6 protein-coding genes (1 of these 6 only partly in view) are annotated in these 7,500 nt (G+C 35.4%); all 6 read left to right on the forward strand.

All coding sequences use genetic code 11. From position 1 onward, the window contains the following. On the forward strand, positions 1-1,341 hold the full coding sequence (dnaA, locus tag MHH59_RS00005) for a chromosomal replication initiator protein DnaA (RefSeq protein WP_002016481.1): 1,341 nt from the start codon (positions 1-3) through the stop codon (positions 1,339-1,341). Between the two features lie 182 nt (positions 1,342-1,523). After that, positions 1,524-2,669 carry a DNA polymerase III subunit beta gene (gene dnaN, locus MHH59_RS00010; RefSeq protein ID WP_002130198.1) on the forward strand — a complete coding sequence of 382 codons (1,146 nt, stop codon included), beginning with the start codon at positions 1,524-1,526 and terminating at the stop codon, positions 2,667-2,669. A 128-nt stretch (positions 2,670-2,797) separates the two neighbouring features. Further along, a complete protein-coding gene (yaaA, locus tag MHH59_RS00015; protein WP_002016484.1) occupies positions 2,798-3,010 on the forward strand; it encodes a S4 domain-containing protein YaaA in 213 nt (70 codons plus the stop codon). A 12-nt stretch (positions 3,011-3,022) separates the two neighbouring features. Further along, positions 3,023-4,150 (forward strand): DNA replication/repair protein RecF, encoded by a 1,128-nt coding sequence (gene recF, locus MHH59_RS00020; protein WP_002016486.1) that lies wholly within the window; start codon positions 3,023-3,025, stop codon positions 4,148-4,150. A gap of 38 nt (positions 4,151-4,188) precedes the next feature. Continuing rightward, entirely contained in the window at positions 4,189-6,111 is a 1,923-nt protein-coding gene (gene gyrB, locus MHH59_RS00025; RefSeq protein WP_002034986.1) for a DNA topoisomerase (ATP-hydrolyzing) subunit B, read from the forward strand. Positions 6,112-6,199: 88 nt separating this feature from the next. Then, positions 6,200-7,500, forward strand: the 5' portion of a protein-coding gene (gyrA, locus tag MHH59_RS00030; protein ID WP_002016488.1) for a DNA gyrase subunit A. It continues 1,171 nt past the right edge of the window; only the first 1,301 of its 2,472 coding nucleotides appear in the window; the start codon lies at positions 6,200-6,202; its stop codon lies off the right edge, out of view.

Here is a 7,500-nt window from a genome sequence, read left to right on the forward strand (position 1 = left end):
TTGGAAAATATCTCTGATTTATGGAATAGTGCCTTAAAAGAATTAGAAAAAAAGGTAAGCAAGCCAAGTTATGAAACCTGGTTAAAATCAACAACTGCTCATAACTTAAAAAAAGATGTATTAACTATTACAGCTCCAAATGAATTCGCTCGTGACTGGCTAGAATCTCATTATTCGGAACTAATCTCCGAAACACTTTATGATTTAACAGGGGCAAAACTAGCTATTCGTTTTATCATTCCCCAAAGTCAGGCAGAAGAGGATATAGATCTCCCTTCTGTTAAGCAAAAACACGCACATGATGAGTCTAATCACTTACCACAGAGTATGTTAAACCCAAAATATACATTTGATACATTTGTTATTGGCTCTGGTAATCGTTTTGCACATGCTGCTTCTTTAGCTGTAGCTGAAGCACCAGCTAAAGCCTATAATCCGCTCTTTATTTACGGGGGCGTTGGACTTGGAAAAACACATTTAATGCACGCAATTGGGCATTATGTAATTGAACACAACCCAAATGCAAAAGTTGTATATTTATCATCTGAAAAATTTACAAATGAATTTATTAATTCAATTCGTGATAATAAAGCTGTCGATTTTCGTAATAAATATCGTAATGTAGATGTCTTATTGATAGATGATATTCAATTTCTTGCTGGAAAAGAACAAACACAGGAAGAGTTTTTCCATACATTTAATGCGTTACATGAAGAAAGTAAACAAATTGTGATTTCAAGCGATAGACCACCAAAAGAAATCCCAACTTTAGAAGATCGCCTTCGTTCTCGCTTTGAATGGGGGTTAATTACGGACATTACGCCACCAGATTTAGAAACTAGAATCGCAATTTTACGTAAAAAAGCAAAAGCAGAAGGTCTTGATATACCAAATGAAGTTATGCTTTATATCGCAAATCAAATCGATTCAAATATTCGTGAACTAGAGGGTGCACTTATTCGAGTTGTAGCTTATTCATCTTTAATTAATAAAGATATGAATGCTGATTTAGCGGCTGAAGCGCTTAAAAATATTATTCCAAACTCTATACCTAGAATTATTTCTATTTCTGATATTCAAAAGGCTGTTGGGGGCGTCTATCAAGTAAAATTAGAAGATTTCAAAGCAAAAAAACGGACAAAATCCGTTGCATTCCCTCGCCAAATTGCGATGTATTTATCACGTGAACTTACGGACTCATCTTTGCCAAAAATAGGTGAAGAATTTGGTGGCCGCGATCATACAACAGTAATCCATGCTCACGAAAAAATTTCGAAGCTATTAAAAACGGATACTCAATTACAAAAACACGTTGAAGAAGTTAAGGATATTTTAAAATAGTAGTAGCTGAATAGTGTGAATAACTTAGCTTATTTTACGCACAGTCTATCCACATGTAGATAGACTGTTTTTACATCTTTAAACAGGGTTATCCACATATCCACAAGCCCTATTACTATTACTACTACTTTTTTATCTTTATTAAATAAATAAAATCTTATACTTACCGGAGGTTTTTCGTTATGCGTTTTACAATACAAAAAGACTATCTTGTAAGAAGTGTACAAGATGTAATGAAGGCAGTTTCTTCTCGTACAACAATTCCAATTCTTACAGGGATTAAAGTTGTAGCAACTGAAGAAGGAGTTACTTTAACAGGTAGTGATGCAGACATCTCTATCGAATCATTTATCCCAGTCGAAGATGCTGGAAAAGAAATTGTGGAAATTAAACAATCAGGAAGTATTATTTTACAAGCAAAATATTTTAGTGAGATCGTAAAAAAATTACCTAAAGAAACTGTCGAAATTTCTGTGGAAAATCATTTTATGACAAAAATAAAATCTGGAAAATCAGAGTTCAACTTAAATGGTTTAGATGCTGCTGAATATCCGTTATTACCACAAATCGAAGAACATCATGTATTTAAGATTCCAACAGATTTACTAAAGCACATGATTCGTCAAACAGTATTTGCAGTTTCAAGTTCTGAAACAAGACCGATCTTGACAGGTGTAAACTGGAAGGTATATAACAGCGAGCTAACTTGCATTGCAACAGATAGTCACAGACTAGCACTTCGTAAAGCAAAAATCGAAGGGTATAATATTGCCGATGAATTTCAAGCGAATGTCGTTATTCCTGGTAAGAGCTTAAGTGAATTAAGTAAAATTCTAGATGAATCCGAAGAAATGGTAGATATCGTTATTACGGAGTATCAAGTATTATTCCGTACAAAACATTTATTATTCTTCTCAAGATTATTAGAAGGAAATTATCCAGATACAACGCGTTTAATTCCAGCTGAAAGTAAAACTGATATATTTGTAAATACAAAAGAATTTTTACAAGCGATTGATCGTGCGTCGCTGTTAGCAAGAGATGGTCGTAACAACGTTGTTAAATTATCGACATTAGAACAACAGATGTTAGAGATTTCTTCGAATGCACCAGAAATCGGAAAAGTAGTAGAAGAGGTTCAATGTGAAAATGTAGATGGAGAAGAATTAAAAATATCTTTTAGTGCAAAATATATGATGGACGCATTAAAGGCTTTAGATAGTACAGAAATTAAAGTTAGTTTTACTGGAGCAATGAGACCGTTTTTAATTCGCACAGTAAATGATAATTCCATTATCCAATTAATTTTACCAGTCCGTACTTACTAAGTAAGGATTAAGGGTTGCTAGTGTAAAGGTACTAGTGACCCTTATTTGATTTGTGGGGTATTACTTTCCTAATGCTAGTTTATTTAGTACAATGAAAGAATGAACACTTTCAGAAAGTGAGCGATTTTATGAAACTTATTAAGATTTCAACAGAATACATTACACTAGGACAATTTTTAAAGTTAGCTGATGTAATTGATACAGGTGGCGCTGTGAAATGGTTCTTACAAGAATATGAAGTATACGTGAATCAAGAACTTGAAAATAGAAGAGGCCGAAAGTTATATGCAAATGATATTGTTGAAATTCCGGGAAGCGGAACTTTCCAAGTTCAGGCATAAAGGGGGATCCCTTTGTTTATTACAGAAATACAATTAAAAAACTATCGCAATTATGAGCATTTAGAGCTTTCCTTTGAGGATAAAGTCAATGTAATTATTGGTGAAAATGCGCAAGGGAAAACGAATCTGATGGAAGCTATTTATGTATTGGCGATGGCGAAATCTCATAGAACTTCGAACGATCGTGAACTCATTCGTTGGGATGAGGATTATGGTAATATAAAAGGTAGATTACAAAGGCGAAATAGTTCAGTATCCTTAGAATTAAATATTTCAAAAAAAGGTAAAAAGGCAAAGTTAAATCAGTTAGAACAACAAAAATTGAGCCAGTATATTGGTGAAATGAATGTTGTTATGTTTGCCCCAGAAGATTTAAATCTTGTAAAAGGAAGCCCTCAAGTACGAAGACGCTTTTTGGATATGGAACTTGGACAAATAGCTCCGGTCTATTTGTATGAATTAAGTCAATATCAAAAGGTACTCACGCAACGAAATCATTTACTTAAGAAGATGCAAGGGAATAGTAAAAATGAGGAAACGATGTTGGATGTATTTACACTTCAACTTATTGAGCATGGTGCAAAAATTTTGCGAAAACGTTTTGAGTTTTTGCATTTACTACAAGAATGGGCTGCTCCAATTCATCGCGGAATTAGCAGGGGATTAGAGGAGTTAGAAATCGTTTATAAACCAAGTGTAGATGTATCAGAATCAATGGATTTGTCGAAAATAAAGGAAGTATACTATGAAAGTTTTCAATCTGTGAAACAACGTGAAATTTTTCGGGGTACAACTTTACTTGGTCCTCATCGTGATGATTTACAATTCTTCGTTAATAGTAAAAATGTTCAAGTCTTTGGTTCACAAGGACAACAACGAACAACCGCACTATCCCTAAAATTGGCTGAAATTGAATTGATATACTCAGAGGTTAAGGAATATCCAATTCTTTTACTAGATGATGTGTTATCAGAATTAGATGATTATCGTCAATCGCATCTGCTAAATACAATTCAAGGAAAAGTACAAACCTTTGTGACAACGACGAGTGTCGAGGGAATTGAACACGAAACATTGAAAGAAGCGAAAACAATTCATGTAACGAACGGCACGGTAGATTGTGAAATAGACAGAAAATAATTTCTGTTTAAATGGAAAAGTAGGTGATCTTTGTGTCAATGGAACAAAAGCAAATGCAGGAAAATGCATATGATGAAAGTCAGATTCAGGTGTTAGAAGGACTGGAGGCAGTTCGAAAGCGTCCTGGTATGTATATTGGTTCTACAAGTGGAAAAGGTCTTCATCACCTCGTGTGGGAAATTGTTGATAACAGTATTGATGAAGCTTTAGCAGGATATTGTGATGAAATTAATGTCAGTATTGAAGAAGATAATAGTATTGTTGTAACAGATGATGGTCGTGGTATCCCTGTTGGTATACAAGAAAAAATGGGACGTCCTGCTGTAGAAGTTATTATGACGGTACTCCATGCCGGTGGTAAATTTGGCGGTGGTGGTTATAAAGTTTCTGGTGGTTTGCATGGTGTAGGTGCATCTGTTGTAAATGCTTTATCAACAGAATTAGAGGTATTTGTACATCGAGATGGAAAAATACACTATCAAAAATATGAACGCGGGGTCCCGGCTGCGGATTTAAAAGTAATAGGTGAAACTGATCGTACAGGAACGATCACACGCTTTAAGCCAGATTCAGAAATTTTTACAGAGACGACAGAATACGAATTTGATACATTAGCGACTCGTATGCGTGAGTTGGCATTTTTAAATCGTAATATTAAATTAACAATTGAAGATAAGCGTGAACATAAGCAAAAGAAAGAATTCCATTATGAAGGTGGAATTAAATCATATGTTGAACATTTAAATCGTTCAAAACAACCGATTCATGAAGAACCTGTATATGTTGACGGTTCAAAAGATGGGATTCAGGTTGAGGTTGCTCTTCAATATAACGAAGGCTATACAAATCATATTTATTCATTTACAAATAATATTCATACGTATGAAGGCGGTACACATGAGGTAGGTTTTAAGACTGCTCTAACACGTGTAATTAACGATTATGGTCGTAAAAATAATATTTTAAAAGATGCGGATAGTAATTTAACTGGTGAAGATGTTCGTGAAGGCTTAACAGCAATCGTGTCAATTAAGCATCCAAATCCACAATTTGAAGGACAAACAAAGACGAAACTTGGAAATAGTGAAGCGAGAACGATTACAGAGTCTGTATTCTCAGAGGCGTTTGAAAAGTTCTTACTAGAAAACCCTAATGTTGCACGTAAAATTATAGATAAAGGGACTATGGCAGCGCGTGCACGTGTAGCGGCTAAAAAGGCTCGTGAACTAACGCGCCGAAAGAGTGCTCTAGAAGTTTCAAGTTTACCAGGGAAGCTAGCTGATTGTTCTTCTAAAGATCCAGCAATTAGCGAAATTTATATCGTGGAGGGTGACTCTGCGGGCGGATCTGCAAAACAAGGACGCGATCGTCATTTTCAAGCGATTTTACCACTGAAGGGTAAAATTATTAACGTTGAAAAGGCACGTTTAGATAAGATTTTATCAAACGATGAAGTTCGTACAATTATTACAGCAATTGGTACAAATATTGGTGGGGATTTTGCTATTGAAAAAGCTCGCTATCATAAAGTTATTATTATGACAGATGCCGATGTTGATGGTGCACATATTCGTACCCTATTATTAACGTTCTTCTATCGTTATATGCGTCAAATCATTGAGTGTGGATATATATATATCGCACAGCCACCGTTGTTTAAAGTACAACAAGGTAAAAAAATTCAATATGCTTATAACAATAAAGAACTTGAAAAAATACTAGCTGAATTACCAGCTCAACCTAAGCCCGGGATTCAGCGTTATAAAGGTCTAGGGGAAATGAATCCAACTCAGCTGTGGGAGACGACAATGGACCCAGAAGTACGTTCGTTACTTCAAGTTTCCCTTCAAGATGCAATTGAAGCGGATGAAACATTTGAAATTTTGATGGGTGATAAAGTAGAGCCGCGTCGTAACTTTATCCAAGAAAATGCAAAATACGTGAAAAACCTTGATATTTAAGTGAGTAATGACAGGAATCTAAGTATTCCTGTCTTCTACATATAAATCAATGTATGTGTAACGGAAATGTAAGAGGAGGTGCTCGTTGATGTCAGACAATCAACAACAAGCACGAATTCGAGAAATTAATATTAGTCATGAAATGCGTACCTCATTTTTAGATTACGCAATGAGTGTTATCGTGTCTCGTGCATTACCAGATGTTCGTGATGGATTAAAACCAGTTCATCGTAGGGTTTTATATGCGATGAATGATTTAGGAATTACAGCTGATAAAGCATATAAGAAGTCGGCGCGTATTGTCGGCGAAGTAATTGGTAAGTATCACCCGCACGGTGATTCAGCTGTTTATGAAACAATGGTACGTATGGCACAAGATTTTAGTCAACGTTACATGCTTGTTGATGGACATGGTAATTTCGGTTCTGTTGATGGAGATTCAGCGGCAGCAATGCGTTATACAGAAGCAAGAATGTCTAAGATTTCTATGGAATTAATACGCGATATTACAAAGAATACAATTGATTATCAAGATAACTACGATGGTTCTGAAAGAGAGCCAGTTGTATTACCAGCGCGTTTCCCTAACTTATTAGTCAATGGTACGACGGGTATTGCGGTTGGTATGGCAACAAACATTCCACCGCATCAACTTGGAGAAGTAATTGATGGTGTGTTGGCATTAAGTCATAACCCTGATATCACTATCGCGGAATTAATGGAATATATTCCTGGGCCAGACTTCCCAACTTCAGGTTTAATCTTAGGGCGAAGTGGAATTCGAAGAGCTTACGAAACAGGTCGCGGTTCTATTATACTTCGTGCTAAAGTTGAAATTGAAGAGAAAGCAAATGGTAAACAAACTATTATCGTAACAGAACTACCTTATCAAGTTAATAAGGCGCGATTAATTGAAAAGATCGCAGAACTAGTTCGTGATAAGAAAATTGAAGGTATTACAGATTTACGTGATGAATCAGATCGAAATGGTATGCGTATTGTTATGGAAGTACGTCGTGATGCCAATGCCAATGTACTATTAAATAATCTATATAAACATACAGCACTCCAAACAAGCTTCGGTATTAATATGTTGTCTCTTGTAAATGGAGAGCCACAAGTCTTAAATTTAAAACAAAATCTATATTATTATTTAGAGCATCAAAAGGTAGTGATTCGTAGACGTACTGCTTATGAATTAGAGAAAGCAGAAGCGCGTGCTCATATTTTAGAAGGCTTACGAATTGCTTTAGATCATCTTGATGAAGTTATTACTTTAATCCGTAGTTCAAAAACAGCTGATATTGCAAAACAAGGTTTAATGGAACGTTTCGGCTTAAGTGAGAAACAAGCGCAAGCGATTTTAGATATGCGTTTGCAACGTTTAAC

The organism is Bacillus sp. FSL E2-0195, assembly GCF_038003645.1.
GTDB lineage: Bacteria > Bacillota > Bacilli > Bacillales > Bacillaceae_G > Bacillus_A > Bacillus_A mycoides.

Excerpts from the sequence above, each read along its gene's own strand:
- dnaN (WP_002130198.1), top strand. The coding sequence starts at position 1,524 with ATGCGTTTTACAATACAAAAAGACTATCTTGTAAGAAGTGTACAAGAT.
- yaaA (WP_002016484.1), top strand. The coding sequence starts at position 2,798 with ATGAAACTTATTAAGATTTCAACAGAATACATTACACTAGGACAATTT.
- gyrB (WP_002034986.1), top strand. The coding sequence starts at position 4,189 with ATGGAACAAAAGCAAATGCAGGAAAATGCATATGATGAAAGTCAGATT.